The following is a 26,726-nucleotide window of genomic DNA, read 5'->3' as shown; positions in this document are numbered from 1 at the left end:
TGAGGGGTCCTGGTCCGGCGAGGAGGAAGTCGTGTCCGGGATCGCGTCAGGCGAAGTACTTCCCCGCTTCCCGCCGGGGGCCGCGCAGCAGGCAGCTGACGGCCTCGTGGGTGTCCACCCCCAGGAAATAGGGACCGGTGTGGTGCATGAGGAAGAAGCGTCCGGTCTCGTCGATGAGGACCATTCCCCCGTCGAACTCCTCGTACCCGACCGGGAACAGTCTCCGGCCCAGGTCTCCGGCGAGCTCGGCCACGTCCTCGCCGCTCTCCTCGTAGATCCAGTGCGGGGTGAAGCCGATGGCGTCCGGCGGATGCCCGGGAACGACCAGGCGCAGCCCGCCGAACTCGCGCACGAAGGCCTCGGCGGCCCGGAACGGCTCGACGGGGTGCCCTTCGTCGGCGAAGCGTTCCGTCACGACCCGCAGGAGTCCGGGCAGTCGCTCACCGATGTCGCGCCCACGGGACCAACCCGCCTCGGTCAGGACGGCCTCGACCTGGTCCGCCGTCATTCTCGGCATGTCTCGCTCTCTCGTGGGTCGACATCCGGAAGACATGGACTCCGGGAGACGTGGACTCCGGGAGACGTGGACTCCGGAAGTCACCGACGCGCGGCGGTTCCTGGCGTCGTCCGCACGCGCCCGCCCGCGGGGCGGGCGCGGCAGCACGTCCGCGGGGGCTTCTAGACCTCGCGCGTCACGGAGGTGAAGCGCATGTCCGGGTAGCGGTCGCCCGCCACCAGACCGGCGATCGGCTCCAGTTCGGCGAGTTCGGCCTCGGTGAGGGTGATCCGGGTGGCGGCCGCGTTCTCCTCCAGGCGGGCCCGCTTGCGGGTGCCGGGGATCGGGACGACCGTCAGGCCGTGCACGGAGGCCCGCTGCTGCACCCAGGCGAGGGCGATCTGCGCGGGGGTCGCCCCGTGCGCGGCGGCGATCTTCCGGACCGGATCGAGCAGGGCGGCGTTCCGCTCCGCGTTCTCGCCGGTGAACCGGGGCTGGTACCGGCGGAAGTCGCCGCCCGACAGGTCCTTGGCGGCGTCCGCGAACGCCCCGGTCAGGAAGCCGCGGCCGAGCGGCGAGTACGGCACGAAGGTGACGCCGAGTTCGGCGGCGGCGCCGACGGCGCTGCGCTCCACGTCCCGGGAGAAGAGCGACCACTCCGACTGGAGGGCGGCGATCGGGTGCACGGCGTGCGCCTCGCGCAGTTCGGGCCCTGTGACCTCGCTGAGGCCGAGGTGACGGACCTTGCCCTCCTTGACGAGTTCGGCCATCGCGCCGACGGACTCGGCGAACGGGACCTCCGGGTCGCGGCGGTGCATGTAGTAGAGGTCGATGGTCTCGACGCCGAGGCGGCGCAGGCTGGCCTCGGCGGCCTTCCTGATGTAGGCGGGGTCGTTGCGGACGGCCCGGTGGGCCGGGTCGTCGGCGCGCCGCTCGATGGCGAACTTGGTCGCCAGGGTGACCTCGTCGCGGTGGGCGGCGAGGAAGGGGGCGAGGAACTCCTCGTTGGCGCCGCTGCCGTAGATGTCGGCGGTGTCGATCAGGGTGACGCCGGCCTCCAGGGCGGCGTCGAGGGTGTCGCGGGCGGCGGCCTCGTCGGTGTCGCCGTAGAACTCGCTGATGCCCATGGCCCCGAAGCCCTGGACGCCGATCTCGGGTCCGTCCTGGCCGCCGAGACGTATGGTGTCGATCCTGGTCACACTGGTCATGAAGCTGTGCCTCCGCATGCGGTCCCGTAATGGCTGATCTTGACGTCGAGCACGGCGAGCGTGTCCTGGAGCTCGGTGATCCGCGACAGGACGTCCTGCCTGGTGGTCTCCAGGAGCTCCCGTCGCGCGTCGCGGGTGTGGTCGCCCTCGCGGACCAGCTCGGCGTACCGGACCATGTCGGCGACCGGCATCCCGGTCAGCCGCAGTTTGCCGACGAAGCCCAGCCAGCCGAGGTCCCGTTCGGTGAAGCGGCGCTGGCCCGTGTGCGAACGGTCGACGTGCGGCATCAGACCGATCCGCTCGTACCAGCGCAGGGTGTGCGCCGAGAGGCCGGTCAGGGCGGCGACCTCGCTGATGGTGTAGTGGGTCCGGGGCGCACCCGGGTTCACGCCGGTGCTCGTGCTCGCCATCACGCTCATGCCCCCCACGCTAAAACGTTGGAGTGCGCTCGAAGCAAGTAGGCTCGGCCGCATGCAGAGCAGCGTGCCGAGCCTGGCGTCGATCGAGAACTGGCCCGTCCCCACCGCGTCCGCCGCCGTCGTCCGGGCGGACGGCACCCTGGCGGGGGCCCACGGCCCCACCGGGCGACGTTTCCCGCTCGCCTCCGTCACCAAGCCGCTCGCGGCGTACGCCGTCCTCGTCGCGTACGAGGAGGGGGCGATCGACCTCGACGAACCGGCCGGGCCCGAGGGGGCGACCGTCCGCCATCTCCTCGCCCACACCTCGGGGCTCGCCTTCGACGAGAACCGGGTCATGGCCGCGCCCGGCACCCGCCGCATCTACTCCAACACCGGCTTCGAGGCGCTCGGCGACCACGTCGCCAAGGCGACCGACATCCCCTTCGCCGAGTATCTGCGCCAGGCGGTCCTGGAGCCGCTCGGCATGACCGCCACGTCCCTGGAGGGCTCGCCCGCGAAGGACGGCGTGTCGACCGTGGACGACCTGGTGCGGTTCGCCGCCGAGGTGCAGGCGCCGCGACTGCTCGACCCGCGCACCGTCCTGGACGCGATGAGCGTCACGCACCCCGGCCTGACCGGCATCCTGCCCGGTTACGGGCACCAGAGACCGAACGACTGGGGCCTCGGCTTCGAGATCCGCGACGGGAAGTCCCCGCACTGGACGGGCGCCACCTCCTCGCCCCGCACCTTCGGGCACTTCGGCCAGTCCGGCACCTTCCTGTGGATCGACCCGGACGCGCGGGCCGCGTGCGTGGCGCTCACCGACCGGCCCTTCGGCCCGTGGGCGGTCGAGGCCTGGCCGCCGTTCACGGACGCGGTGCTCGCGGAGCTGCGCGCCGCCCGGTAGCGCCGGCACCCGCACGGCCCGCTCCTCGCAGGTCGGGGCACCTCCGTCGGCCACCTCCGCCGATCACGTCCGGCGATCACCTCCGCCGATCACGTCCGCCGATCACGCGGTCACGTCCGCCGATCACGTCCGGCGCGGTGAACCACTCGCCGGGCAGGGGCGGTCACGCCCCGGCCTTCTTCATCGACTCCACCAGGCTGGAGAAGCTGTCCCCGGCGTGGCCTGCGTCCATGCCGCGCCGGAAGAGTCCCGCGACCGCGGCCGGGAGCGCGGTGTCGACCCCCGCGTCGGCGTTGGTGTGCAGGACGTGCTCGACGCTGGCCATTCCCATGGCGAGGCGGTCCACGTCGCCGACGTGCCGGCCGGCGTCGATGCGTTCGGCGTAGAAGGAGAAGAATCCCGGCAGCGAGTTCGCGGTCTCCACGGCGTGCGGCAGGATGTCCGCCGCCGTCAGGCCGTTGGCGTCGGCGAGGGCGACGGCCTGCCAGTAGCTCAGCATGGAGGTCCAGAACATGACCATGCCGATCTGGTACATGAGCGCGGCGAGCCCGGGGTCCTCTCCCCGGTGGTCGGTCCGGCCCGTGATGACTTCGAGCGCGGCCCTGTGCCGGTCGAAGACCTCGCGCGGGCCGCTGTAGAAGGTCGACGATTCGGCCTGACCGATCCCGGAGGGCGGCACGGTGACGCCGCCGGTCAGCTGGACGGCGCCCCGCTCGGCTGCCCACCGGGCGGCGGCCCGGGCCTTCTCGGGCGTGTCCGAACTGAGGTTCACCAGGATCCGGCCGGCCAGCGCGGCCTCGGCGGGCTCCAGCGTGGCGTACACGGCGTCGTAGTCCGTGAGGCTGAGGACGACCAGCTCGTTGGAGGCGAGGGCCTTCTCCACGTCCGGCGCGAGGATCGCGCCGCGCGCGACCAGGTCGTCCGCCCGCGACGCGGTGCGGTTCCAGACGGTGACGTCGTATCCGCGGTCGAGGAAGGCGCCGGCCATGGCCTGCCCCATGGGGCCGAGGCCGATGACGGTGACCGACTGCTGGGTGCTGCTCATGACGAGTTCTCCATCTCTCACTAAAACGAGCGCTCTATTTAGCGCGTGGTGAGAACGTACCACAGCTCTAGAACGAGCGCTCTACCCAATGGGCCGATACGGTGGGTCCATGCAGACCAGCACACGGGACCGGATCGTCGTCGCCGCCTCACGCCTCCTGCAGCGGCAGGGCTACGTCGGCACGGGAATCAAACAGATCGCCCAGGAGTCACAGGCCACCCTCGGCTCCGTCTACCACTTCTTCCCCGGCGGCAAGGAGGCCGTCGCCGTCGCCGCGATCAAGTACGGCACCGAGGAGTTCTCGACGCTCCTGCGGAAGGCGCTGGACAGCGAGGACGACCCGGCGGAGGCGGTGAGGGCCTGTGCCCGGCAACTCGCCGACGAACTGCGCGAGTCGGGCTGGACCGACGGCTGCCCCGTCACGGCGGCGGCTCTGGAGACGCTCGGCACCGACTCGGAGATCCAGCGGGCGTGCGCCGACGCCCTGCGCGGCTGGGAGCAGTTGGTCCACGACAAGCTGCTGCGCTGCGGCTTCCCCTCCCAGAGCGCCCGGGAACTGGCGGTCACCGTCATCTGCGCCCTGGAGGGCGCCGAAGTCACCGCCCAGGTCAACCGCAGCGAGGAACCGCTCCAGGTGGTGGGCCGGCAACTCGCCCGTCTCGTGCGCTCGTACGAGGGCCGGCCGCCGTCGGCGAGCGACGGACGCTGACCGGAGGAACCGGGGCTAGGGCGTGCCCGTCGGATCATGGCCGGGCACGCCCTAGTCGGCGGCGTCGCAGCTGGTGGTGGGCAACGGCCCGTCGGGGCCGACGACCGAGACGTCGACCAGGCCGGCCGGGTGCTCCGCGTAGGCGGTCGTGCACACCAGTTGCCGGACCGCCGCCCCGGTCAGTTCCCTGACGGGGAACGGGGCCCGGAGCAGGAGCGTCCGGCGCGCGGAGGCGGTCGTGTCGACCGGTACGACGTGCGGCCCGCCGACGGTCTTCGGCAGGGCGGTGGTGACGCCGGCGGAGGCCTCGTCGGGCCGGGGGCCGGCGAGGAGCATGGCGAGGACCTTGTCGGTGGCGGACCGCGTCCTGCGCAGCTCTTCGGCGGACATCTCGTAGTCCGGACCGAATCCCTCGTAGGGGAGCCGGTCGGCCGCCGAGCCGTCCGAAGGGGACGTGCGCACCGCCTCGGGGACGTCGGAGCCCCGGGACACCGGCATCGACCGGCCGTCGGGGCCGAGGAAGTAGAGCACGATCCGCTCCTCGGGTATCGGCGCGACGATGACGGTCGCGGCCCCGCCCGCCTCGACGACGTCCGTCTCCTGTATGCCGCAGCCGGACAGCGCCGCCACGAGGGCGAGCGGGCCGAGCAGGGCCGCGGCGGCGGCCGTCCCGCGGTTCACAGCGGCGTCCGCACGGTGAAGACGGCCCCGCCTTCGGGATGGTTGGCGGCCGTGACGGTGCCTCCGTGCAGCCGTACGTTCTCCAGGGTGATCGCCAGGCCGAGACCGCTGCCCGCCGAGCGGGTACGGGCCCGGTCCGCCTTGTAGAAGCGGTCGAAGACGTGCGGCAGGACGTCCGGGTGGATCCCCGGCCCCCGGTCGGCGACCTCCGTCACCAGCTCGTCCCCCTCCGCGTACAGCCGTACCGTCACCGGCGCTCCGCCGTGCCGCAGGGCGTTGCCGACGAGGTTGGCGACGACGACGTCGAAGCGGCGCGGGTCGAGCCGGGCCCTGATCCCCTCGGAAAGATACGGGACGACCCGCGCGGGGTCGGTCCAGTGCCGGTGCTGGAGGGTCTTGCGGACGCAGTCGGCGGCGTCGACCTCGTCGGTGTGGAGTTCGGCGGCGCGCGCGTCGAAGCGGGAGATCTCCATCAGGTCCTCGACGAGCACGGCGAGTTTCCCGGTCTCGGCGCTGATCAGACGGACGGCGCGGGCGGTGTCGCTGTCGAGGCTCCCGGCGTCCTCGTCGAGGACCTCGGTGACCGCGAGCATCCCGGCGAGCGGGGTGCGCAGTTCGTGCGAGACGTCGGAGGCGAAGCGGCGGGCGCGGGCCTCGGCGTTGCGGAGTTCCGCGACGGAACGTTCCAGCTCGGCGGCGGACTCGTTGAACGTCCGGGCCAGATCGGCGAGTTCGTCGCTGCCCTTGGCATGGATACGGGTGTCGAGGCGGCCGCGCCCCATGCTGTGGGCCGCGTGGCGCAGTTCGCGCACGGGCCGGAGCACGCCCCGCGCGGCGATCAGCGCGGGGATGAGGGCGATGGCGAGGGCGGGGAGCGCGCCGTCGCGGGCGGCCATGACCATGGCCTCCACGTTCGCCTCCTCCGCGCCGAGGTCCATCACCGCGTAGAGCACCAGACCGGTGCGCTGGGGCGGCCCCTCGGCCGAGTGGGCCAGGAAGACGGCGGGGACGGCGATCGTGAGGTACGGGGTGCCGCCCTTGACCACCCGCTGGAAGCTGCCGTGCGGGATCGCCTGGTCGGTGGCGCGGGCCCGCAGCTCCGGGGTGATGACGGAGGAGGTGGGCCGGTCGGTGGAGGAGACGCGGATGTCGCCGTACTCGGCGTAGACGCGCCAGGGGCGCGGCTTGCCCTGGCGGGCGATCCGCAGGAGCGAGTCCCGCAGGGAGTCCGACTCGACGGGCAGCGTGATGTTGAGTGCCTCGACCTGCTCGCGGAAGGCGGACACGGCGGTGTCCTGGGTCTGTTCCAGGATCGCGTTGCGGGCGGCCCGGTAGGTGAGGGCGGCGGTGGTGCCGCAGCCCACGGCGGCCACCAGCAGGAAGGCGAGGACGAGACGGGTGCGCAGGCCGAAGGGGTGCGGGCGCAGGCGGGGGGCGCGGGCCTTCCGGCGCGTGGCCCGGTCGGGCTCCTCCTGGTCCTGGTCCTGGTGCTGGTGCCCGGTGTCCGGCTCCGGGCTCACGCAGGTCTTCACAGCGGTCCGAAGCGGTAGCCGAAGCCGCGCAGGGTCTGGATGTAGCGGGGTTCGCCCGGGGTGTCCTCGATCTTGTTCCGCAGCCGGCGGACACAGGCGTCGACCAGCCGGGCGTCCCCGTGGTAGCTGTGCTCCCAGACGTGTTCGAGGAGCTGCTGCCGGCTGAAGACCTGCTCGGGCGCGGCCGTGAGGTGCAGAAGGAGTTTCAGCTCGGAGGGGGCGAGGGCGATGCGCTCACCCGACTTGGCGACGGTGAGGCCGGCCCGGTCGATGGCCAGTTCCCCGTGGAACTCGACGGCGGACCGGCTGCCTCCGGGCTCCTCGATGCGGCGGAGCACGGCCCGGATCCGGGCCTCGATGACCTCGGTACGGGCGGGCTTGACGATGTAGTCGTCGGCGCCGGCCTCCAGGCCGATGACGACGTCGAAGTCGTCGCCGCGGGCGGTCAGCATGATGATCGGCAGCTGGCTGCTCTCGCGGACCCGGCGGCAGACCTGGACGCCGTTCATGCCGGGCAGCATCAGGTCGAGCAGCAGCAGGTCCGGCCGGAACTCGCCGAGCGCGTCGAGACCGGCCTCCCCGGTGGGCGCGGTCCGCACCTCGTGCCCGCGGCGGCGGAGCCCGAGCTCGACGCCTTCACGGACGGAGGGGTCGTCTTCTATCAGGAGCACGCGGGGCATGTGTGGAGTATCCCAGGGTCGGGGCGGGGGTCCGGCGGGGTCGTCACCGGCGGTGGAGGCGGGCGGAGGCCGAGGCGAGGAGGGTCCGGAGTTCGGTGAGGCGGAGCGGTCGGGCGAGGACCGCGAAGACGCCGATGACGGTCAGTGCCCCGGCGAGCCCGGCGGGCACCGCCCCCGCGGGCCCGGTGAGGTCGGTGACGAGGAGTCCGTACCCGGCGGCGGGGACGGCCGCGGCCAGCAGCCGTACGAGCGCGGGGGCGGCGCCGCCCGACGGTGTCCCGCCCAGTCGGCGACGCAGTACGTACGCCGTGAGGCCCCAGCCCGCCCACAGGGCCAGGGAGTACCCGGCCGCCATGCCCGCGACGGCCCAGTGCGTCGGCAGGTAGTGGTACGCGGTGAACGACAGGAGCGCGTTCAGGCCGGCGATCACCAGGTTGAGCAGGAAGGGGGTGCGGGTGTCGCGCAGGGCGTAGAACGCGCGGGTGCACACGTACTGGCCGGACAGGGCGACGAGGCCGGGCGCGAAGGCCATCAGGATCCAGGACATCGCGCGGATGTCGTCGGCGCTGGTCGCCCCGTACCGGAAGACGACCGTCATCAGCGGTACGGCGAGCGCGAGGAGGGCGCAGGCCGCGGGGACGACCGCCGCCGAGCTGGTCCGCAGCGCGTACGAGACGTCCCTGCGGACCCCCGCGAGGTCGCCGTCGGCGGCGGCGCCGCTCATCCGGGGCAGCAGCGCGGTGACGAGGGAGACGGTGATGATGCCGTGCGGGACGGTCCACAGCAGGTAGGCGTTGTTGTACGCGGCGAGGCCGCCGCCGCTGACGTCCTCGCCCGCCGAGGTGGCGAGCAGGGTGGTCACCCAGTACGCGCCCTGGTTGGTGAGGACGAGCAGCACCAGCCAGCCGGCCGAGCGCAGCGGTGCGGCGAGGCCGCTGCCGCGCCAGTCGAACCGGGGCCGCCAGCGGAAGCCGGCGGCGCGCAGCGAGGGCACGAGGGCGAGGGCCTGGAGGGCGATGCCGGCGGTGGTGCCCCAGCCGAGCAGCGCGGTCTCGCCGGGGGTGAGGGTGCCGCCGTCGCTGACGACGAGGAAGAGGCCGAAGACGGCGACGACGACCACGTTGTTGAGGACGGGCGTCCACATCATGGCGCCGAACCGGCCGCGGGCGTTGAGGACCTGGCCGAGGAGGGTGAAGAGCCCGAGGAAGAGGATCTGCGGGAGGCACGCGCGCGCGAAGGCCGCGGTCATCTCGCGCCGCTCGCCCGTGTAGTCGGTGTACAGGTCGACGACCTGGGGCGCGGCGAGGACCGCGACGGCCGTGATCAGGGTGAGGGCGAGCGCGCAGAGGGTGAGGAGCCGGTCGGTGTAGGCGACTCCGCCGTCGTCGTGCTCCTTGGCGGCCTTGACCAGTTCGGGGACGAAGACGGCGTTGAGGGCGCCGCCGAGGAGCAGCGTGTAGACGATGGTGGGGACGGAGTTGCCGACCGCGTAGCCGTCGGCGACGTAGCCCGCGCCGAGCGCGGCGGCGACGACGGCGGCCCGGACGAAGCCGGTGGCGCGGGAGACGAGCGAGCCGGCGGCCATGAGCGCACCGCTGCGCAGCGCGGACGGCGTGCCCTCGGCGCGGGGGCGTTCGGCGGTGAGCGTGGCCGTCATCGGCGGGCCATGTACGCCTGGAAGGCGCGGTACAGCGCGTGGTTGGTCGTGCCTCGCATCGGTGTCTCCCACTCCCCCAGGGTCTCGACGACCTGTCCGCCCGTGCCGAGCTTCCAGCGGAGGAGGCCGTGGGCGCGGTCGTCCGGATCGAGGGTGGAGGGTACCCCGCGCAGGTCGTAGACGGCGGCGCCGAGGGCGTGCGCGTCGAGCAGCATGCGCCACTGGAGGGCGTTGGAGGGGCGGACCTCGCGGCGGTGGTCGGCGGAGGCTCCGGTCTGGTACCAGACGCGGCCGCCCACGGTGACCATGGTGTGGGCGGCGAGGATCTCGCCCTCGTGGCGGGCGAGGTAGAGCTTCATGCGGCCGGGCTGTTCGGCGTTGAGGACGGCGTACTGGCGCTCGTAGTACGCGAGGGAGCGGCCGAGCCGGAAGCCGTCGCGCTCCTCGGTGATGCGGAGCAGCCGGTAGAACTCGGGCAGGTCGGCGGCGGATCCGACGGTGATCTCGACGCCTGACTTGCGGGCCTTGCGGACGTTGCGCCGCCATTCCTGGTTGAGGCCGTTCCACAGGTCGTCGGTGGTGCGGCCGGTGAGCGGGACCTGGAAGACGTGCCGGGGCTGGGCGTCGGCGCCGTCCTCGGACTCCCCGCCGCAGCGCCGCCAGCCGCGCGCCCGCAGGCGTTCGGCGACGACGGTGCCGAGCGGGTCGACCTCGTCGGCGAGGACGTCGGCGAGCCGGCGGCGTGGTCCGGTGCCGGCCTTGACGGTGGCGGCGCTCCAGCGCCGGTGGGCGGGTCCCGGTCCGATGCGCACGGCGAAGGCGCCCGAGGCGCGCAGGTGGCCGAGCAGCGGGTCGAGCCAGCCGTCGACGTCGGGGTCGGACCAGTCGGCGACGGGCCCTTCGGGAAGGTAGGCGAAGTACTTGCGGGTGCCGGGGAAGGGCCGCAGGAGGACGAGGGCGACGCCGGTCAGCGGTCCGGAATCGGGCCCCCAGCCGACGAGTTGGTGGTTCCAGCCGTCCTTGACCTGCGCCCAGGAGGGGACTTGGAGGAAGCTGGCCCCGTCGGCGCCGGTGCGGGTGGCGAGGAAGGCACGGTAGGCCTCGGGGGTCACGGGACCGAGCCGCAGGGCGCGGTGGTCGGCGGGTGCGGCCGTCACGAGCAGCGCTGACACAACGGGAGCCTCCTTGTTCCGCCCCTCGGTGGTGGGGCGCACAGCAGGCTCACAGCCGTTTTCGACGGAAGCGCGCGGTCAATGTGACCGGACCATGACCGTTGCGTCGCAGCCCTCGTCACATGGCCCTCGCGCGGCCTCCGGGCGCCGGGGGCGACCTACAGTCCAGGACATCCCACCCACTTCCCACCATCGCGGAGGTCTTCCGTGCTGCGCATACGCACACCCCGTCCCGTTCTCGCGGCCGTGGCCGTGAGCGTCTCCCTCACGGCCTGTACGGCGCAGGCGGCGAACGGCCCTTCGCGGGACCGGGCCTCCGCGTCGGCGGCTCCGCCCGCGAAGGTGACCGTCGTGGACCCGGCGGCCGGCCGGCCGGTGACCGTGACCGCGTCGGGCGGCACGATCGCCGAGGTCACGGTCGTCGACGCGGACGGCGGGGCCCTCACCGGACGCACGGGCGCGGACGGGGCGCGCTGGACCTCCGACCGCAAGGCGGTGCCGGGCGGCTCGTACACGGTGAAGGTGACCTCCCGTACGGCCGACGGCAAGGAGTCGACCACCCGGTCCTCCTTCACCACCCCGGAACCGGAGCGGGTCAACAAGCTGACCCTGGCGCCCGGCAAGAACACCACGGTGGGCGTCGGACACCCGCTGTCGATCGTCTTCGACCTGCCGGTGACGCGGAAGGCGGACGTGGAACGGCAGCTGAAGGTGACCACGTCGAACGCCACCGAGGGTTCCTGGGGCTGGGTCAAGGACTACTCGGGCCGGGACAGGGCCGACTGGCGGCCCCGGGAGTACTGGAAGCCCGGCACGAAGGTCACCCTGGAGGCGGACCTGAACGGCACGGACTCGGGCGGCGGCTGGTTCGTGCGGGACTACCGCACCGGCTTCACGATCGGCGCCTCGCAGATCGTGAAGGTCGACCTCGACCGGCACCGGCTGACCGTGCACCGGAACGGCCGGGCCGTCCGCACGATCCCGGTCTCCGGCGGCACCCCGGGCGGCGACAAGCGGTCCTGGCGGGGCACGGCCGTCCTGATGGCGAAGGAGGGCACCATCAACATGAACTCGGAGACGGTGGGCCTCGGCGACGCCTACGACAAGATGGTCGACCACTCGATGCGGCTGACCTGGTCGGGCATGTACGCGCACGCCGCCCCGTGGAACGCGGCGTACTTCGGCAACGCCAACAAGAGCTCCGGCTGCATCGGCATGAGCGACGCCGACGCGGCGTCCTTCTACGCCTCGGTGAACGTCGGCGACCCCTTCGAGATCAGCGGTCGCGACACGAAGGGGGTCGTGGCGGAGGGCAACGGCTACGGGGCATGGAACGTCAGCTGGGAACAGTGGAGGGCGAAGAGCGCGCTCGCCTGAAGGGTCAGCCCAGGGCCTTGCGCCGGTCCCGCATCTCCCAGACCAGGACCTCCGCGTCGCCCGTGGCGGCCAGCTCCGTCCCCCCGGTGCCGGTGAGGCGGGCCGCGTCGCCGGGGGCGAGGTCCTCGCCGTCCAGCCGCACCGTGCCGCGTACGACGTGGACGTACACGAAGTCGGCCGCCGGTACGGCGGTGCGGGCGCCCGCCGTCAGGCGGTGGACGTGCAGTACGGCGTCCGATTCCGGCAGGTCGTACGGCCCGTCGAGGCCGCGCACCACCTCGTACGACGGCTCCCCTCCCGGCGAAAGGGGCGCGAGCCACATCTGCACGAAGACCAGCGGTACGTCGGCGTCGTTGCGTTCGACGTGCCGGACGCCGCCGGCGGAGCCGAGGCGCTGGAGGTCGCCGGGGCGCACGACCGTGGTGTGGCCGGCCGTGTCGTGGTGGGTGAGCTCGCCCTCGACGACCCAGGTGACGATCTCGGTGTGGCTGTGCGGATGCTCGTCGAAGCCGGCGCCGGGCGCGAGGCGCTCCTCGTTGCAGGCGAGGAGGGCGCCGAAGCGGAGGTTGTCGGGATCGTAGTGCGGTCCGAAGGACAGGGCGTGCCGGGTCTCGATCCCGGCCGCCGGGTCGCCCCCGGGGTACCGCTCGGCGGCGCGCTGGATGCGTATCACGGGCCCCACGGTAGTGCCGCCCCCGGAGGCGAAGCCGCCCCGACCCCGCACGCCGCCGTCCCGATAAGGCAGTCTTGTCCCCGTGCCAGAACCCACGAACCGCCCTCACCCGCACACCGCGACCCTGAAGCGCCTCGAACAGTCCTCCGGGCGGCTCGCCGCCGGTGCCATCGCCCGCATGGACGAGACGCTTCCGTGGTACCGGGCGATGCCGCCCGAGAACCGGTCGTGGATCGGTCTGGTCGCCCAGGCCGGTATCGCCGCGTTCACCGAGTGGTTCCGGCACCCCGAGACCCCGCAGGCGATCTCGACGGACGTCTTCGGCACGGCGCCCCGCGAGCTGACCCGGGCGATCACCCTGCGCCAGACCGTGGAGATGGTCCGCACCACGATCGAGGTCATGGAGTCGGCGATCGAGGAGGTCGCCGCCCCCGGCGACGAGTCGGTGCTCCGTGAGGCGCTGCTCGTCTACGCCCGGGAGATCGCCTTCGCGACGGCCCAGGTGTACGCGCAGGCCGCCGAGGCCCGGGGCGCCTGGGACGCGCGTCTCGAATCGCTCGTGGTGAACGCGGTCCTCTCCGGCGAGGCCGACGAGGGCGCCGTCTCCCGCGCGGCGGCCCTCGGCTGGAACTCCCCCGACCACGTGTGCGTGATCCTCGGCACGGCCCCCGACGGTGACAGCGAGCTGACGGTCGAGGCGATCCGCCGGGCGGCCCGCCACGCCAAGCTCCAGGTCCTCACCGGTGTGCTCGGCGACCGTCTCGTCGTCATCGCGGGCGGCAACGACAACCCGCTCGCCGTGGCGAAGGCCCTGATCGGCCCGTACGCCGCGGGTCCTGTCGTGGCGGGCCCCGTCGTCCCCGACCTGCTCGCCGCGACCCGCTCCGCCCAGGCGGCGGCGGCCGGCCTCAAGGCGTGCACGGCGTGGCAGGACGCCCCGCGGCCCGTTCTGGCGGACGATCTCCTCCCGGAGCGCGCCATCGCGTCCGACCCTTCGGCGCGGGAGCAGTTGGTGGAGGAGATCTACAGACCGCTGGAGGAAGCGGGTTCGGCGCTCCTGGAAACTCTCAGTGTCTACCTGGAGCAGGCCAGCAGCCTGGAAGGCGCGGCCCGGATGCTCTTCGTCCACCCGAACACCGTGCGCTACCGGCTCCGACGTGTGACCGACGTCACCGGTTGGTCACCCTCCGACGTCCGCTCCGCGTTCACGCTGCGGATCGCGCTCATCCTGGGGCGCTTGGCCGACGGAGATACGCAGTCCTAGACTTTTGTCGAACATCGACAATTACCCCGACGGTTCTTCGTCCCTGTCCCCACGGGCGCTCGGAGCCGTCCCCAAGAGAGAGTGTGAGGGTGCTCGTACTCGTCGCTCCCGGCCAAGGCGCCCAGACGCCCGGCTTCCTGACTCCCTGGCTCGAACTCCCCGGTGCCGCCGACCGCGTCGCGGCCTGGTCCGACGCCATCGGGCTCGACCTCGCCCACTACGGCACGAAGGCGGACGCGGACGAGATCCGTGACACCGCCGTGGCCCAGCCGCTGCTCGTCGCCGCCGGCCTGCTGTCCGCCGCGGCGCTCGGCGCCGTGTCCCCCGGTGTCGTCGCCGGCCACAGCGTCGGCGAGTTCACCGCCGCCGCGTTCGCGGGCGTCCTCGACGACACCGCCGCGCTGCGTCTCGTACGCACCCGTGGGCTCGCGATGGCCGAGGCCGCCGCGATCACCCCGACCGGCATGTCGGCGCTGCTCGGCGGCGACCCCGAGGTGACCCTCCCGCATCTGGAGAAGCTCGGCCTGACCCCGGCCAACGTGAACGGCGCCGGGCAGATCGTGGCCGCGGGCACCATGGAGCAACTGGCCGCCCTGGAGGCCGACAAGCCCGAGGGCGTCCGCCGGGTCGTCGCGCTGCAGGTCGCCGGCGCCTTCCACACCCACCACATGGCCCCGGCCGTGGCGAAGCTGGAGGAGGCGGCGAAGCAGCTGTCCCCGGCCGCCCCGGCCATCCGCTACGTCTCCAACAAGGACGGACGGGTCGTCACCGACGGCGCCGAGATCGTGGCCCGCCTGGTCGGCCAGGTCGCGAACCCGGTCCGCTGGGACCTGTGCATGGAGACCTTCCAGGAACTCGGCGCGACCGCGCTGGTCGAGGTGTGCCCCGGCGGCACCCTCACCGGCATCGCCAAGCGCGCCCTGAAGGGCGTCGCCACGGTCGCCCTCAAGACTCCCGACGACCTCGACGCGGCCCGTACGCTCATCGCTGAGCACGCGGCCGTCTGACAAGGAGTGTCGAGAAGCATGTCGAAGATCAAGCCCAGCAAGGGCGCCCCGTACGCACGGATCCTCGGTGTCGGTGGATACCGCCCCACCCGGGTCGTGCCGAACGAGGTGATCCTCGAGACGATCGACTCGTCCGACGAGTGGATCCGCTCGCGCTCCGGTATCTCCACCCGCCACTGGGCCTCGCCCGAGGAGACCGTCGCCGCCATGTCGGTGGAGGCCTCGGGCAAGGCCATCGCCGACGCCGGGATCACCCCGGAGCGGATCGGCGCCGTGATCGTCTCCACGGTCTCGCACTTCAAGCAGACCCCGGCCGTCGCCACCGAGATCGCCGACAAGATCGGCGCCGGGAAGCCGGCCGCGTTCGACATCTCCGCCGGCTGCGCGGGCTTCGGCTACGGCCTGACCCTCGCCAAGGGCATGATCGTCGAGGGTTCGGCGGAGTACGTCCTGGTCATCGGTGTCGAGCGGCTCAGCGACCTGACGGATCTGGAGGACCGCGCGACGGCCTTCCTGTTCGGCGACGGCGCCGGTGCCGTGGTCGTCGGCCCCTCCGACGAGCCGCACATCGGCCCCACCGTCTGGGGCTCCGAGGGCGACAAGTCGGAGACGATCAAGCAGACCGTCCCGTGGAACGAGTTCCACGTGGGCGACGTCTCGAAGCTTCCCCTCAACGAGCAGGGCGAGATCAAGTTCCCCGCCATCACGCAGGAGGGTCAGGCGGTCTTCCGCTGGGCCGTCTTCGAGATGGCGAAGGTCGCCCAGCAGGCCCTGGACGCCGCCGGCATCTCGGCGGACGACCTGGACGTCTTCATCCCGCACCAGGCGAACATGCGGATCATCGACTCGATGGTGAAGACCCTGAAGCTGCCGGAGCACGTCACCGTCGCCCGCGACGTCGAGACCACCGGCAACACGTCGGCCGCCTCGATTCCGCTCGCGATGGAGCGGCTCCTGGAGAGCGGTCAGGCGAAGAGCGGCGATACGGCGCTCATCATCGGCTTCGGGGCGGGTCTCGTCTTCGCCGCGACGGTCGTTACCCTCCCCTAGGCACTCCGGTTCTTCCGGAAGCCCGAACCCAAGCACACACAAGAAGGAGCGCCACCATGGCTGCCACCCAGGACCAGATCGTCGAAGGCCTCGCCGAGATCGTCAACGAGATCGCCGGCATCCCGGTCGAGGACGTCCAGCTGGACAAGTCCTTCACCGACGACCTGGACGTCGACTCGCTCTCCATGGTCGAGGTCGTCGTCGCCGCCGAAGAGCGCTTCGAGGTCAAGATTCCGGACGAGGACGTCAAGAACCTCAAGACGGTCGGCGACGCTGCCGACTACATCCTGAAGAACCAGGCCTGATTCGGCCCTTGCTGACTCGGTCCGCCACCCGGCGGTGGCGCCGTATTCCGACCATCACACACATGGAGAACGAATTCCTGTGAGCTCGACCAATCGCACCGTGGTCGTTACCGGTATCGGCGCAACCACACCGCTGGGTGGCGACTCCGCGTCGACCTGGGAAGGTCTTCTCGCGGGGCGCTCCGGCGTCAGGCCCCTGGAGGGCGAGCGCTTCGCCGAACTGCCCGTGCAGATCGCCGCGACCGCCGCCGTCGACCCCGGTGACGTCCTTCCCCGCCCGCTCGCCCGCAAGCTGGACCGCTCGGCGCAGTTCGCCGTGATCGCGGCCCGTGAGGCCTGGGCCGACGCGGGTTACACCGCCCCGGCCGGCGACGACGAAACGATCGTTCCCGAACGGCTCGGTTCCGTCATCGCCTCCGGCATCGGCGGCGTCACCACACTGCTCGACCAGTACGACGTGCTGAAGGACAAGGGCGTACGCCGCGTGTCCCCGCACACCGTGCCCATGCTCATGCCGAACAGCCCCTCCGCCAACGTGGGCCTGGAGGTGAACGCCCGGGCGGGCGTCCACACCCCGGTCTCCGCGTGCGCGTCGGGTGCCGAGGCGATCGGCTACGCCGTCGAGATGATCCGCACCGGCCGCGCCGACGTGGTCGTCGCCGGCGGTACCGAGGCCGCGATCCACCCGCTGCCGATCGCCGCCTTCGCCAACATGATGGCGATGTCGAAGAACAACGACGAGCCGACGAAGGCCTCGCGTCCCTACGACACCGGCCGTGACGGCTTCGTGCTCGGCGAGGGCGCGGGCGTCGTGATCCTGGAGTCCGAGGAGCACGCGAAGGCGCGCGGCGCGCGCATCTACTGCGAGGTCCTCGGCCAGGGCCTGTCGGCCGACAGCCACCACATCGCGCAGCCCGAGCCGACCGGCCGGGGCATCGCCGCCGCGATGCAGAACCTGCTCGACTCGACGGACCTCAAGCCGTCCGAGGTCGTCCACCTCAACGCGCACGCCACGTCGACGCCGCAGGGTGACGTCGCCGAGATCAAGGCGCTGCGGAAGGTCCTGGGCGACGACCTCGACCACGTCGCCATCTCCGCGACGAAGTCGATGACCGGCCACCTCCTCGGCGGCGCCGGCGGCATCGAGACCGTGGCGACGGTCCTGGCGCTCCACCACCGCCTGGCCCCGCCGACGATCAACATCGACGAGCTGGACGAGGCCATCGAAGCGGACATCGTCCGCGACGAGCCCCGCGAGCTCCCGCAGGGCACGATCGCCGCGATCAACAACAGCTTCGGCTTCGGTGGCCACAACGTGGTCCTGGCGTTCCGCACCGTCTGACGCCACGCCCGACACCACGGAGGCCCGCTCCCCGCCCGGGGAGCGGGCCTCCGCCACACCCCCCGCCGGACGGAGTCCGGCACAGCGCCCCGAAGCCCGCGGAGCGGCGCGAGGGGCGCACGGGGAAGAGGCCAACAGCTTCGGCTTCGGTGGCCACAACGTGGTCCTGGCGTTCCGCACGGTCTGAGCCACACCCGACGTGTGAGGCCCGCCCCCGACCGGGGGCGGGCCTTTCGCGTGGGTCAGCGCAGGGCGAAGGCGGCCGGTTCGGCCTGGACCAGGACCTGGTTGAGGACGACGTGACCGCCGGGGACGGGGACCAGCTCCGGGTAGATGGAGACCTCCGGCTGCTTGCCCGTGCCGGGGGCGAGGACGCCCCGGACCTTGCCGGTGGCGCGGTCGAGGAGGGTGATCGTCGCGTCGTACCCGAGGTAGGCGACCCGGCCGTCGGGCTCGGTCGCGAGTGCCATCATCTGGGCGTCGCTGTCGTGCGCCCACACCTTCCGGCCGTCCTTCAGGGAGTACGCGACGACCGTGCTCGGAGAGGTCGAATCGCTCGCGGCGAGGGTGACGAGGAGGCCGTCGAGGACGAGGGGCCTGACGGTCCGGCCCTCGCGGACGCTCCAGAGGCCGGAGAGGACGCCCTCAGGACCGGTGAACGGCACGCTCACGGTCGGGGCTCCCTTGTCGTCGAAGCCGAGGAAGGCGTGGGTGCCCCGGGTGTCCGCCTCGTCGACGGCGAGGACGGCCGGGGAGACGGAGACCACCGAAGCCGAGGCCGTCGACTCGACGGGCAGGTCCCGGGCCCACCGCTGGGCTCCGGTACGGGTGTCGAGGGCGAGGAGCCGTGCCCCCTTGCCGCACTGTTCGACGACGAGGGTACGGGTGGCGTCGGCGTCGAGCGCCAGGACCCGGCACCCCTTGGCCACCGCCCGCTCCCAGCGCTGTTCGCCGGATTGGGCGGAGCGGGCCCGTACGGCCCGGTCCTCGGCGGTGACCGCGGTGGCGCCGCCGACGGCGAGGGCACCGCCGACGAGGCCCCCGCCACCGAGGGTCCGCTTCCACAGGACCTTGCCGTCCGGGGCGCCGACGGCGAGCAGGGTGGTGCAGGGCTTGTCGTGGCGGCCGTGGGCGATCAGGCCGACGCCCTCCCCGGTCTTCGGGGACATGGCGCAGAGCGCCTCCCGGGTGGGCGCGGGCACGCTCCAGCGGACGGTTCCGTCGGCGCCGTCGTACGCGAAGAGCCCGTCGATCCGCCCATGGGCGACGGTGGAGCCGAGGCCCCAGGAGCCGGCGCCGTGGTCGTATTTCTGGCCGGCGCCCGGGATCGTCCACGCGACGGCCGGCTTCCGGTCGGGGGACGGGGAGCCGGAGGCCGCGGGCTTCCCCGCGTCGTCCTCCCGCTCGTCGTCCTCGTCGTCGCCCGCCGCGATCCCCCAGACACCGGCGGCGAGGAGCGCGAGGGCCCAGACGACGGCGGCGGCCACGAGGGAGGACCGGCCTCGGAAGGCGGGGCCGGTGGTGCTGTCGGTCTTGGACGGGCCCGCGTGGCCGTGCGGCACCGCGTCCTGCCGCCCGGCCGTCGGTGTCGTACCGCCCCGCCGTGCCGCCCGGACCGTGACCCCCACGGCCGTGAGGACCACGGCGCACACCAGCGCCGCCCAGCCCGTCGGCCAGGCTCCGCCGACGACTCCCGCCCCCAGGAAGACCACCGCCGCGCCGAACAACGCCCCCGTCGCGCTGTCGCGTATCACGTCTCTCCCGCCCGGCGCGCCCCCGCGCGCCCGGACGGAATCTACAGCGCGCCGGTGAAACCCCGTCAGACGACCTGGTGGAGCCAGCGGACGGGTGCGCCCTCGCCCGCGTACCGGAAGGGCTCCAGTTCGTCGTCCCAGGGCTTTCCGAGGAGCTTGGCGATCTCGGCCTCCAGCTGGGTCTCGCCCTGCGCGGAACGCGCCAGGGCGGCCCGCAGCCGGTCCTCGGGGATCAGGATGTCACCGTGCATGCCGGTGACGGCGTGGAAGATGCCCAGGTCGGGGGTGGCGCTGTAGCGCTCGCCCTCGGCGGTGGGGCAGGGCTCCGCGGTGACCTCGAAGCGGAGCATCTGCCAGCCGCGCAGGGCGGAGGCGAGTTCGGACGCGGTGCCGGTGCGGCCCTGCCAGGAGAACTCGGCTCTCCAGGTGCCGGGGGACGCCGGCTGGCGGATCCAGTCGAGCTGGACCCGCGCGCCGAGGACACCCGCGACCGCCCATTCGACGTGCGGGCACAGCGCGCGCGGTGCGGAGTGAACGTACAGGACTCCACGTGTCGTCACCGGGACCTCCAGTGTGGGACGAGGTTCGCCTTCCCCAGCGGCCTCAGTAAACAGCATCAGGAGCGAAACATCACAAACCACCCAAAAAGGGACAGTATGTGACGTGATGTAATTTACCGGAGCCGGTCGGCGAAGGCGCCTCTGGTTCGACGGGGGAAAAGCTACCGTGCCGCGCCGTCGTCGGTGTGACGTACGGTCGGTCCGGGGGCGGGTGAACACGAAGCTTTCACCCGCCAGGACGCCGAAGGAGGGGCCGGGGATGCGCGGCCGACGCCGATTCCGTACCGCTGTCGCCACCGCGACGGCGGCACTGCTGTGCGCGGGGGTACTGTCCGGCTGCACCTCGGAAGAGCCCGCGGTGAAGACCGCCACGGCGGACCCGACGCCGAAGGCGGCACCGAAGCCGACGCCGAAGCCGGCCCCGCTGTGGGACGTCTCCCCCGGCTCCGTCGCCGCCGTCGGCGATTCCGTCACCCGGGCCTTCGACGCCTGCGACGTCCTCGCGGACTGCCCCGAGGTGTCCTGGGCGACCGGCACGGACACCACGGTGAACAGCCTGGCGCTCCGCCTCCTCGGCCCTGCGAAGGTGGCCGGCCGCAGCTGGAACCTGGCCCGGACGGGTGCGCGGATGGCCGAGCTTCCGGAGCAGATGGCCCAGGCGGCCGCCGAGAAGCCCGAGCTCGTGACGGTGATGATGGGCGCGAACGACGCCTGCCGGCCGACCCCGGACCTGATGACGCCGGTCGCCGATTTCCGCGCCTCCTTCGAGGCGGCGCTCGCCCGGCTGCGGGCGGGCGCGCCGAAGGCGCAGGTGTACGTGGCGAGCGTGCCCGATCTCAAGCACCTGTGGTCGACGGGGCGGCTGAGCCCGATGGGACTCGAGGTGTGGAAGCTGGGGATCTGCGGCTCGATGCTGGCGGACGCGACGGACCTGGGCCCGGTGGCGGAGCGGCGACGGACGACCGTCCATGAGCGGGTGGTCGCGTACAACTCGGTCCTGCGGGACGTCTGCGCGAAGGACACGCGGTGCCGGTACGACGGCGGGGCGGTCTTCGGTTTCCGCTTCGACGGCGGGCAGCTGAGCCCCTGGGACTGGTTCCATCCGAGCAAGGACGGGCAGGCGCGGCTCGCGGAGCTCGCGTACCGGCGGATCACGAAGGAGTGAGGGACCCCGGGGCGGTTGTCAGGTGCCGCCCCGGGGTCGGTCGTGGGGTTCCCCGGCAGGTCAGACCTCCAGGGTCACGGTCAGTCGGGTGTCGGCGAGGGAGTGGGCGGCCCGTACCTCGTAGCGGCCGGGGACGAAGGTCCAGGCGTTCTTCTCCTCGTCCCAGATCTCGAAGGCGCGGCGGGGCAGCGCGATCTGCGTCTCGACGGTCTCGCCGGGGCCGGCCTCGACGCATCCGAAGCCGGCGAGCCGGCGTTCGGGGCGGTCGGGGCCTCCGGCCTGCGGCGCCAGGTAGATCTGGACGACCTCGCGGCCGGTCCTGGCGCCGGTGTTGGTGATCCGGACGGTGGCCGTGTCCGGGCCCGCGACGAGGGAGTCGTACGACCAGGTGGTGTAGCCGAGGCCGTGGCCGAAGGCGTACGCCGGGGGCTCCTGGAGCCGGTCCCAGGCGCGGTATCCGATGAAGAGGCCCTCGTCGTAGGCGAGTTCGCCGTCGACGGGGGTGACGTCGGTGACGGGGGCGTCGGCGAGGGCGGCGGGCCAGGTGGTGGGGAGGCGTCCGCCGGGCTCCTCGGCGCCGGTGAGGACGTCGGCGAGGGCGGCGCCGCCCTCCTGGCCGGGGAACCAGGTGAGCAGGATCGCGGCCACGTCCTCGCGCCAGGGCAGCTCGACCGGGGAGCCTGCGTTGACCACGACGACGGTGTTCGGGTTGGCGGCGGCCACGGCCCGTACGAGGTCGTCCTGGCGGCCGGGGAGGGCGAGGTCCTTGCGGTCGAAGCCCTCGGACTCGACGCGCTCGGTGGTGGCGACGACCACGACGGCGGTGTCGGCGGCGCGGGCGGCCTCGACGGCTTCGGCGATCAGTTCGTCGGCGTCACGGCGGGGACCGAGGTGGACGAAGGAGAACACGACGGCCGGCAGCGGGACGGCGAACTCCTTGTCGAGGGTGTGGAGCAGGGACACCTCGACGGTCTCGCCGGCGGTGAGCTCGATCTTGGCGCGCTCGACCGGAGCGCCGAAGAGGGCCTCGAAGGGGTCGCTCTCGGGGCCCATGGCCTGGACGCCGTCGAAGACGGTCTCCCCGGCGACGGTGAGGGTGTAGGCGCCGAGGCCCCGGGTGCCGAAGGAGTGCGTGCCCGTCTCGCGCGGGGTGAAGGTGCCGACGACCTCGACGGAGGCGAGGGTGTCGTGGGTGACGCCGGCCGGCAGGTCGTCGCCGATCCACTGGACCTGCCCGTTGGGCAGGGAGCCCTCGCCGAGGAGCCGGCCCCCGGCGTCGCGGCAGCGGGCGCGGAGGGTGAACCCCTGGTCGGCGGGCGCGAGTTCGTCGCTGGGGTCGGCGCCGATCGCGTACGTCAGGGTCCCTTCGGGGAGGGCGGCGGTGAGGCCGTCCAGCGGGGAGACGACGTGGTCGGGGAAGACCTGGGCGGAGCCGCCGCCGAGGACGCGGGCGTCGCGGGCGGCGGCGCCGGAGAGGGCGACGGTGCCGTTCGCGGGCAGCGGGAGCGCTTCGTTCTCGTTCCGTACGAGGACGAAGCCGCGGCGGGCGATCTCGCGGGCGAGGGCGTCGCCGTCGATCGCGGCGGGCGGCTCGGTGACGGCCGGCGGGGCGCCTTCGAGGGCGCCGACGCGGGCGGCGAGCCGCAGCACGTTGCGTACGGCCGTGTCGACGGCGGACTCCTCGACCTCGCCGGCGCGGACGGCGGCGGCGAGGGCCTCGCCGTAGACGGTGACGGGGCCGGGCATGGCGACGTCGAGGCCGCCCTCGATGTCGCCGGTGGTGGAGCGGGCGGCCATCCAGTCGGAGACGTTGATCCCGTCGAAGCCCCACTCGCCGCGCAGGACCTCGTTCACCAGGTACCGGTGCTCGGTCATGGTCACGCCGTTGACCTGGTTGTAGGCGGTCATGATGCCCCAGGGGCGGGCGTTCTGGACGATGGCCTCGAAGGGGGCGAGGTAGAGCTCGCGGAGCGGGCGCGGGGCGATCCTGTTGTCGACGGTGAAGCGGTCGGTCTCGGCGTCGTTGGCGACGAAGTGCTTGACCGTGGTGCCGACGCCGCCGTCCTGCACGCCCCGCACGTAGCCGGTGCCGATCTCGCCGGTGAGGAAGGGGTCCTCGCTGTACGCCTCGAAGTGGCGTCCGCCGAGCGGCGTGCGGTGCAGGTTGACGGTGGGCGCGAGGAGGACGTGGACGCCCTTGCGGCGGGCCTCCTGGGCGAGGAGGCGGCCGGCGCGGCGGGCGAGGGCGGGATCCCAGGCGGCGGCGAGCGCGGTCGGGGACGGGAGGGCGACGGACGGGTCGTCGGCGGTCCAGCGGACGCCGCGGACGCCGACGGGGCCGTCGGACATGACCAGGGACTTCAGGCCGATCTCGGGCAGTGCGGGCAGGGACCACATGTCCTGGCCGCCGAGCAGCCGGGTCTTCGCGTCCAGGTCGAGCTTGGCGAGCGCCGCGTCGACGACCTCTTCGCGTGCCGTGTCCGTCATGGCCGTACCTCCTCGTTGACGTACTGGTGACCCCGATGCGGCCATCGTGCACCCCCACCCTGTAGAACGGTAGGTAACGTAATCTTCTTGTTATTTTTGCGGAAGCGGTACGGTCCTCTCGGAAACTCGGAAAGGGGGCCACGGCGATGGCGCGGGCCAGGAGTGAGGAGCGGCGGACGGACATCCTCCGCGCCGCCCTCGAAGTGATCGCCGAGCGCGGCTACCGGGGCGCCACCCTGGGCTCGGTCGCCGAACGGGTCGGGCTGACCCAGCAGGGGCTCCTGCACTACTTCCCGACGAAGGAGGCGCTGCTCGTCGCCGTCCTGGAGGAGCGCGACCGCTGGGACACGAGCGGCGGGCGTGACCGCGAGGGCTGGCGGCTCGACCTGCTCGAATCCCTCGTCGAGTACAACGCGATGCGGCCGGGGATCGTGCAGACCTTCTCCGCGCTGCTCGGCGAGAGCGTCACGGACGAGCACCCGGCGCGCGCCTTCTTCACCGAGCGGTACGCGCAGGTGCGGGCCAACATGGCGCAGGTGCTCCGCCTGGAGTTCGGCGAGCGGCTGCCGGGCGGACTCACCCCGGAGCGGGCGGCGCCCCTGCTCACGGCGGTGATGGACGGGCTCCAGTACCAGTGGCTCCTGGACCCGGCGGCGGTGGACATGCCGGCCGCCTTCCGTGACTTCCTGCGCCTCCTTCACGGGGGCGAGGAGCCGGGCTAGGAGCTCCGGGGGACGGGCGGGATGATGGCGTCATGATCGTCGCAGCCACCCAGTTCGCCCCGGTCGCCGGGGACATCGACGCCAACGTCCGTACGGTCGCCGGTCTGGTCCGGGCCGCCGGGGCCGAGGGGGCCCGCGTGGTCGTCTTCGCCGAGCTCTGCCTGAGCGGGTACGAGCCGTCCCTGATCAGGGACACCCCGGGGCTCGTGCTCACCGAGGACGACCCGCGCCTCGAAGCCGTACGGGAGGCCTGCCGCGCCGTCTCGGCGGCGGCCGTGGTCAACGGGCCGGTGCGGACGGACGGCGGACGGCCCGCGGTCACCACGCTGGTGATCGGTCCTGACGGGTCGCTCCTCACGCGCTACGACAAGCAGCACCTGTACGGGATCGAGCTGGAGGTCTTCGCGGCGGGCACCACCGACGGGCGGTTCACGCTCGACGGGGTCCGGTTCGCGACCGCCACCTGCTACGACAACCGCTTCCCGGAGCTGGCCGAGCGGGCCGTCGCCGACGACTGCGCGGTCTACCTGGCGAGTTCGGTGCTCTCCGCCGACAACGACTCGTTCGAGAAGGTGTATCCGGTACGGGCCCGGGACTTCGGGCTCTACGTGGTGCTCGGCAACGTCCTCGGGTCCAACGAGGACGGGGTCGGCACCGGGCTGGCCGGGGCCTGGGGTCCGGACGGGGAGCGGATCGCGGACGCGGGGAGCGACGGGCCGGGCTTCGTGCTCGCCGAGGTCGGCTGAGCGGGGCCGGACAGGGCGCCCGGCCCCCGCGGGCCGGGGGGCCGGGCGCCCACGGACGTCAGTCGTGGGAGAGGTCGCCCGCCGAGTAGCGGCAGGTGGTGCCGTCGGGGCCGGTGCCGATCTCCTTGGGCTCCTTGCCGGTGTTGTTGCCGGCGAAGCGGGTGCACGGCTTGATCTTCTTCTTGGTGTCGCCGTGGACGCGGATGTTCCGGAGGGTGGCGGTGTCGCCGTAGTTGGCGTTGACGCCGACGATCGACTTGCCGGGCGTGGTGATGTCGACGTCGTTGATCAGGATCGTGCGCGGGTACTGCTTCTTGCAGTTGCCGCAGGAGCGGACCAGCTTGCCGAAGTCGGACACCTGGAACTTGTTCACGACCAGCTTGCCCGCGCCGTTGAACTGGAAGACCTTGTCGGACGCGCTCTTCGCGCCGCCGCCGTGGACCGCGTACACGGCGGACGCCGAGGTGCCCTTGAAGGTGGCGGCGTCCTCGCCGACGTTCTCCCACCAGACGTTCTGGAGGGTGCAGCTGCCGAGACAGTGGACCCCGTCGGCGGCCGGGGAGCCGATGATCACGTTCTTGAGGACGGCGCCGTCCTTGAGGACGAAGACGGGCTGCTGGCTCTCGTCCTGGCCGTCGGAGCCCAGCTCACCGGTGCCGTAGAAGCGCTGGAGCTTGCCGTCGTACGTACCGGAGACCTGGATGCTCGCGGGGACCGCCTTGCTGCCCTTCGCCTGCGGCCAGGCCGCCACCGCGCTCGCGGCGCCCGCCGGGGCGAGCAGGGTGCTGGTGACGACGGCGGCGCCGGTGATGCCGAGGGCGCTCAGGCCGGCGATGACCGCGCGACGGCGGCCCGTCTTCCGCTTGTGGGACGTCATGGTGCTTCTTCCTTAGTGGGGGAGGTGGTACACCCCCTTGTCGCCACCGGCGGGAGGAAGGTTGCCGCCTTCTTGATCGTTCTCTTCGGCGTTCTCGTCGCCGGGCGTCTCGCCGCGCAGTTCACGGGCCATCAGGGTGGCGCCCGCGACGGCTCCCGGCATCAGGAGGACGGCGACGAAGGGCACCAGGAAGGAGAGGGTCAGCGGGACACCGAAGCCGAGGACGACCTTCCTGCGCCCGCGGAGCAGCCGCAGGTGCTCCTTGAACTCGACGCCCCGGCGCTGGAGCGCGACGGACGTCAGCTCATGGGTGAGGAAGAAGCCGGAGACACAGAAGCCGATGACGGGAACGACGGTCTGGCCGACCACCGGGATGAAACCGCAGGCGAAGAGCAGGATGCCGTAGAACGCGACCCGCAGCAGGACGCGGAGGCTGTCCCGGGCCGAGATCCACAGCTCGCGCCAGAGCGGCAGCCCGGACTCGGGCACCTCGCCGCCCTCGCTGCGGTCGACCGCCTCGGAGAGCGACTCGTAGAAGGGCTGGCCGACGAGCAGGGTGACGGCGGTGAAGGTGATGACCGCGAGGAAGAGCCCGAAGGCGAAGACCAGTGCCGTCAGGGTGCCGCGGAGGAAGCCGAGCCAGGGAGAGGACCAGTCGTCGGCGAACGGGGTCGCCCAGGCGGCCAGGTCGTCGGCGCCGTACCCGAGGCCGATCAGCGCGCCCACGTAGAGCACGAGGGTCACGAGTCCGGGCAACAGCCCGAAGCCGAACCACCGCCCGTGCCGGGCCACCCACTGCTGGCCCTGCACCAGGAAACCGAAACCCACCCCGAGATCGCGCATGGGGGTCACTTTATCGGTGGCTTCATCAGTGGCGTCCGGGGCGTCCGCCGGGCGGCCGGGGGTGCGGCG

The 26,726-nt window shown here is 72.6% G+C and carries 26 protein-coding genes; 11 read left to right on the top strand and 15 right to left on the bottom strand.

Annotation, left to right across the window (positions count from 1 at the left end):
* Positions 1-46: 46 nt before the first annotated feature.
* The 3 genes from ACFWUY_RS26600 to ACFWUY_RS26590 form a co-directional block, all read right to left on the bottom strand.
* The gene (locus tag ACFWUY_RS26600; RefSeq protein WP_384114239.1) at positions 47-517 is read right to left on the bottom strand and encodes an SUKH-3 domain-containing protein; all 471 of its coding nucleotides are present in this window, start codon (positions 515-517) and stop codon (positions 47-49) included.
* Between the two features lie 161 nt (positions 518-678).
* Positions 679-1,704 carry an aldo/keto reductase gene (locus ACFWUY_RS26595; RefSeq protein ID WP_384114235.1) on the bottom strand — a complete coding sequence of 342 codons (1,026 nt, stop codon included), beginning with the start codon at positions 1,702-1,704 and terminating at the stop codon, positions 679-681.
* On the bottom strand, positions 1,701-2,114 hold the full coding sequence (locus ACFWUY_RS26590; RefSeq protein WP_384114350.1) for a MerR family transcriptional regulator: 414 nt from the start codon (positions 2,112-2,114) through the stop codon (positions 1,701-1,703). Before ACFWUY_RS26590 ends, ACFWUY_RS26595 begins: the two co-directional genes overlap by 4 nt.
* Before the next feature lie 61 nt (positions 2,115-2,175).
* On the opposite strand from ACFWUY_RS26590, the gene ACFWUY_RS26585 reads away from it, so the two are divergent.
* On the top strand, positions 2,176-3,009 hold the full coding sequence (locus tag ACFWUY_RS26585) for a serine hydrolase domain-containing protein (protein WP_384114232.1): 834 nt from the start codon (positions 2,176-2,178) through the stop codon (positions 3,007-3,009).
* A 163-nt stretch (positions 3,010-3,172) separates the two neighbouring features.
* Here the strand turns inward: ACFWUY_RS26585 and ACFWUY_RS26580 are convergent, their stop codons facing one another.
* Entirely contained in the window at positions 3,173-4,054 is an 882-nt protein-coding gene (locus ACFWUY_RS26580; protein ID WP_384114229.1) for an NAD(P)-dependent oxidoreductase, read from the bottom strand.
* Between the two features lie 109 nt (positions 4,055-4,163).
* Between ACFWUY_RS26580 and ACFWUY_RS26575 the strand changes: the two genes are divergently transcribed.
* Positions 4,164-4,763 (top strand): TetR/AcrR family transcriptional regulator, encoded by a 600-nt coding sequence (locus ACFWUY_RS26575; RefSeq protein WP_384114226.1) that lies wholly within the window; start codon positions 4,164-4,166, stop codon positions 4,761-4,763.
* 51 nt (positions 4,764-4,814) lie between these two features.
* On the opposite strand, the gene ACFWUY_RS26570 is transcribed toward ACFWUY_RS26575, so the two are convergent.
* From ACFWUY_RS26570 to ACFWUY_RS26550, 5 genes are read right to left on the bottom strand one after another with little or no spacing between them, the layout of a single operon-like run.
* Positions 4,815-5,444, bottom strand: coding sequence for a hypothetical protein (locus tag ACFWUY_RS26570; RefSeq protein ID WP_384114223.1), 630 nt, complete (start codon positions 5,442-5,444; stop codon positions 4,815-4,817).
* Positions 5,441-6,964 (bottom strand): ATP-binding protein, encoded by a 1,524-nt coding sequence (locus ACFWUY_RS26565; RefSeq protein ID WP_384114220.1) that lies wholly within the window; start codon positions 6,962-6,964, stop codon positions 5,441-5,443. The genes ACFWUY_RS26570 and ACFWUY_RS26565 overlap by 4 nt, the downstream gene beginning before the upstream one ends.
* An 8-nt stretch (positions 6,965-6,972) precedes the next feature.
* A complete protein-coding gene (locus tag ACFWUY_RS26560; RefSeq protein ID WP_384114217.1) occupies positions 6,973-7,656 on the bottom strand; it encodes a response regulator in 684 nt (227 codons plus the stop codon).
* Between the two features lie 43 nt (positions 7,657-7,699).
* Positions 7,700-9,313 carry a murein biosynthesis integral membrane protein MurJ gene (gene murJ / locus ACFWUY_RS26555; RefSeq protein WP_384114211.1) on the bottom strand — a complete coding sequence of 538 codons (1,614 nt, stop codon included), beginning with the start codon at positions 9,311-9,313 and terminating at the stop codon, positions 7,700-7,702.
* On the bottom strand, positions 9,310-10,485 hold the full coding sequence (locus ACFWUY_RS26550) for a lipid II:glycine glycyltransferase FemX (protein ID WP_384114204.1): 1,176 nt from the start codon (positions 10,483-10,485) through the stop codon (positions 9,310-9,312). Before ACFWUY_RS26550 ends, murJ begins: the two co-directional genes overlap by 4 nt.
* 207 nt (positions 10,486-10,692) lie before the next feature.
* Here ACFWUY_RS26550 and ACFWUY_RS26545 point away from each other — a divergent pair, with 207 nt between their 5' ends.
* Complete coding sequence (locus tag ACFWUY_RS26545; protein WP_384114201.1) at positions 10,693-11,862, top strand: Ig-like domain-containing protein; 1,170 nt, start codon at positions 10,693-10,695, stop codon at positions 11,860-11,862.
* A gap of 4 nt (positions 11,863-11,866) precedes the next feature.
* Here the strand turns inward: ACFWUY_RS26545 and ACFWUY_RS26540 are convergent, their stop codons facing one another.
* Positions 11,867-12,535: a pirin family protein gene (locus tag ACFWUY_RS26540; protein ID WP_384114195.1), complete on the bottom strand. Its 669-nt coding sequence runs from the start codon at positions 12,533-12,535 to the stop codon at positions 11,867-11,869.
* 82 nt (positions 12,536-12,617) lie between these two features.
* Here ACFWUY_RS26540 and ACFWUY_RS26535 point away from each other — a divergent pair, with 82 nt between their 5' ends.
* The 5 genes from ACFWUY_RS26535 to fabF all read left to right on the top strand — a co-directional run bounded on the left by ACFWUY_RS26535 (position 12,618) and on the right by fabF (position 17,503).
* Positions 12,618-13,799 (top strand): PucR family transcriptional regulator, encoded by a 1,182-nt coding sequence (locus ACFWUY_RS26535; RefSeq protein WP_384114189.1) that lies wholly within the window; start codon positions 12,618-12,620, stop codon positions 13,797-13,799.
* An 89-nt stretch (positions 13,800-13,888) separates the two neighbouring features.
* Positions 13,889-14,806 (top strand): ACP S-malonyltransferase, encoded by a 918-nt coding sequence (locus tag ACFWUY_RS26530; RefSeq protein ID WP_384114181.1) that lies wholly within the window; start codon positions 13,889-13,891, stop codon positions 14,804-14,806.
* A gap of 18 nt (positions 14,807-14,824) precedes the next feature.
* Complete coding sequence (locus ACFWUY_RS26525) at positions 14,825-15,856, top strand: ketoacyl-ACP synthase III (protein WP_384114178.1); 1,032 nt, start codon at positions 14,825-14,827, stop codon at positions 15,854-15,856.
* 56 nt (positions 15,857-15,912) lie between these two features.
* Positions 15,913-16,161, top strand: a complete 249-nt coding sequence (locus ACFWUY_RS26520; RefSeq protein ID WP_384114175.1) for an acyl carrier protein — start codon at positions 15,913-15,915, stop codon at positions 16,159-16,161.
* 79 nt (positions 16,162-16,240) lie between these two features.
* The gene (gene fabF / locus ACFWUY_RS26515; RefSeq protein WP_384114167.1) at positions 16,241-17,503 is read left to right on the top strand and encodes a beta-ketoacyl-ACP synthase II; all 1,263 of its coding nucleotides are present in this window, start codon (positions 16,241-16,243) and stop codon (positions 17,501-17,503) included.
* A 242-nt stretch (positions 17,504-17,745) separates the two neighbouring features.
* Here the strand turns inward: fabF and ACFWUY_RS26510 are convergent, their stop codons facing one another.
* Both ACFWUY_RS26510 and ACFWUY_RS26505 read right to left on the bottom strand, forming a co-directional pair.
* Positions 17,746-19,257, bottom strand: coding sequence for a PQQ-binding-like beta-propeller repeat protein (locus ACFWUY_RS26510; protein ID WP_384114164.1), 1,512 nt, complete (start codon positions 19,255-19,257; stop codon positions 17,746-17,748).
* A gap of 65 nt (positions 19,258-19,322) precedes the next feature.
* A complete protein-coding gene (locus ACFWUY_RS26505) occupies positions 19,323-19,817 on the bottom strand; it encodes a DUF3145 domain-containing protein (protein WP_015033415.1) in 495 nt (164 codons plus the stop codon).
* A 259-nt stretch (positions 19,818-20,076) separates the two neighbouring features.
* On the opposite strand from ACFWUY_RS26505, the gene ACFWUY_RS26500 reads away from it, so the two are divergent.
* Positions 20,077-20,982: an SGNH/GDSL hydrolase family protein gene (locus ACFWUY_RS26500; RefSeq protein ID WP_384114159.1), complete on the top strand. Its 906-nt coding sequence runs from the start codon at positions 20,077-20,079 to the stop codon at positions 20,980-20,982.
* Positions 20,983-21,042: 60 nt separating this feature from the next.
* Here the strand turns inward: ACFWUY_RS26500 and ACFWUY_RS26495 are convergent, their stop codons facing one another.
* Positions 21,043-23,469 (bottom strand): glycoside hydrolase family 3 protein, encoded by a 2,427-nt coding sequence (locus ACFWUY_RS26495; RefSeq protein WP_384114156.1) that lies wholly within the window; start codon positions 23,467-23,469, stop codon positions 21,043-21,045.
* Positions 23,470-23,615: 146 nt separating this feature from the next.
* Between ACFWUY_RS26495 and ACFWUY_RS26490 the strand changes: the two genes are divergently transcribed.
* Positions 23,616-24,191 (top strand): TetR/AcrR family transcriptional regulator, encoded by a 576-nt coding sequence (locus ACFWUY_RS26490; protein ID WP_384114153.1) that lies wholly within the window; start codon positions 23,616-23,618, stop codon positions 24,189-24,191.
* Between the two features lie 32 nt (positions 24,192-24,223).
* On the top strand, positions 24,224-24,937 hold the full coding sequence (locus ACFWUY_RS26485; protein ID WP_384114150.1) for a carbon-nitrogen hydrolase family protein: 714 nt from the start codon (positions 24,224-24,226) through the stop codon (positions 24,935-24,937).
* Between the two features lie 58 nt (positions 24,938-24,995).
* Here the strand turns inward: ACFWUY_RS26485 and ACFWUY_RS26480 are convergent, their stop codons facing one another.
* Together ACFWUY_RS26480 and ACFWUY_RS26475 are read right to left on the bottom strand one after the other, a co-directional pair.
* On the bottom strand, positions 24,996-25,814 hold the full coding sequence (locus tag ACFWUY_RS26480) for a pectate lyase (protein WP_384114147.1): 819 nt from the start codon (positions 25,812-25,814) through the stop codon (positions 24,996-24,998).
* Between the two features lie 12 nt (positions 25,815-25,826).
* Entirely contained in the window at positions 25,827-26,657 is an 831-nt protein-coding gene (locus ACFWUY_RS26475; protein ID WP_384114143.1) for an EI24 domain-containing protein, read from the bottom strand.
* Positions 26,658-26,726 lie beyond the last annotated feature (69 nt).

The sequence above is a fragment of the Streptomyces sp. NPDC058664 genome, assembly GCF_042716635.1.
Lineage (GTDB): Bacteria > Actinomycetota > Actinomycetes > Streptomycetales > Streptomycetaceae > Streptomyces.
The sequence above is the reverse complement of the archived record's forward strand: the minus strand, read 5'-3'. Positions and strand labels throughout refer to the sequence as shown.